Annotated in this window: 1 protein-coding gene; it reads right to left on the bottom strand. The window is 46.9% G+C overall.

The features are described from left to right. Positions 1–115 precede the first annotated feature (115 nt). On the bottom strand, positions 116–1,198 hold the full coding sequence (gene psbA / locus I8751_RS28935; protein ID WP_214442520.1) for a photosystem II q(b) protein: 1,083 nt from the start codon (positions 1,196–1,198) through the stop codon (positions 116–118). Between the last annotated feature and the right edge of the window lie 95 nt (positions 1,199–1,293).

Here is a 1,293-nt window from a genome sequence, read left to right as displayed (position 1 = left end):
GGTATGATGATCTGTGCAATCCAAGTAGCAATTATACAGAAAATTACCACATACCCATAAAAAACGCCCCCCAGAACTGGGAGGCGTTTTTTTATTCAGTTTTAATACTTGAGAATTAACCGTTGATGGCAGGTGCGGTTAGAGCAACAGGAGCAACATCACCAGCAGCCAAGTCGAGAGGGAAGTTGTGAGCGTTACGCTCGTGCATTACTTCCATACCCAGGTTAGCGCGGTTGATGACATCAGCCCAGGTAGCGATGACGCGACCTTGAGAATCAATCACAGACTGGTTGAAGTTGAAACCGTTGAGGTTGAATGCCATTGTGCTTACACCCAAGGCTGTGAACCAGATGCCGATGACAGGCCAAGCAGCTAGGAAGAAGTGCAGTGAACGGCTGTTGTTGAAGGAAGCGTATTGGAAGATTAGACGACCGAAGTAACCGTGAGCAGCTACGATGTTGTAGGTTTCTTCTTCTTGACCGAATTTGTAACCGTAGTTTTGTGATTCGCTTTCGGTTGTTTCACGTACTAGAGAAGATGTTACAAGAGAACCGTGCATTGCAGAGAACAAGCTACCACCAAATACACCAGCTACACCCAACATGTGGAAGGGGTGCATTAAGATGTTGTGTTCTGCTTGGAAGACGATCATGAAGTTGAAGGTTCCGGAGATACCCAAGGGCATACCGTCTGAGAATGAACCTTGTCCAATTGGGTAGATTAGGAAGACTGCGGTTGCTGCTGCTACTGGTGCAGAGAAGGCTAGGCAAATCCAAGGACGCATTCCTAAGCGGTAGGATAGTTCCCATTCACGTCCTAAGTAGCAGAATACGCCAATCAGGAAGTGGAAAACTATCAACTGGTAAGGGCCACCGTTGTACAACCACTCGTCTAAGGACGCTGCTTCCCAAATGGGGTAGAAGTGCAAACCGATAGCGTTAGAAGAAGGAACTACTGCACCGGAGATGATGTTGTTTCCGTAGAGTAATGAACCTGCTACTGGTTCGCGGATGCCATCGATGTCTACTGGAGGTGCCGCGATGAAGGCGATGATGAAGCAGGTGGTGGCAGCTAGTAAGGCGGGAATCATTAGTACGCCGAACCAACCGATGTATATGCGGTTGTTGGTGTTGGTGATCCAGTTACAGAACTGTTCCCATACATTGGCGCTTTGGCGCTGTTGTAAGGTTGTTGTCATTTTTTTATGATTGCGAGCGTTTTACCTATGTATCAGGCGCTTTTGTTCGCCCTTATGAACTTATGTTACGAGTATTATTGCAATTTGTAAAGTAT

The sequence above is a fragment of the Atlanticothrix silvestris CENA357 genome, from assembly GCF_016056295.1.
GTDB lineage: Bacteria > Cyanobacteriota > Cyanobacteriia > Cyanobacteriales > Nostocaceae > Atlanticothrix > Atlanticothrix silvestris.
The sequence above is the reverse complement of the archived record's forward strand: the minus strand, read 5'-3'. Positions and strand labels throughout refer to the sequence as shown.

What these genes read in the sequence shown, in the direction of transcription:
- psbA (WP_214442520.1), bottom strand. Translation starts at nt 1,198, where the DNA reads ATGACAACAACCTTACAACAGCGCCAAAGCGCCAATGTATGGGAACAG.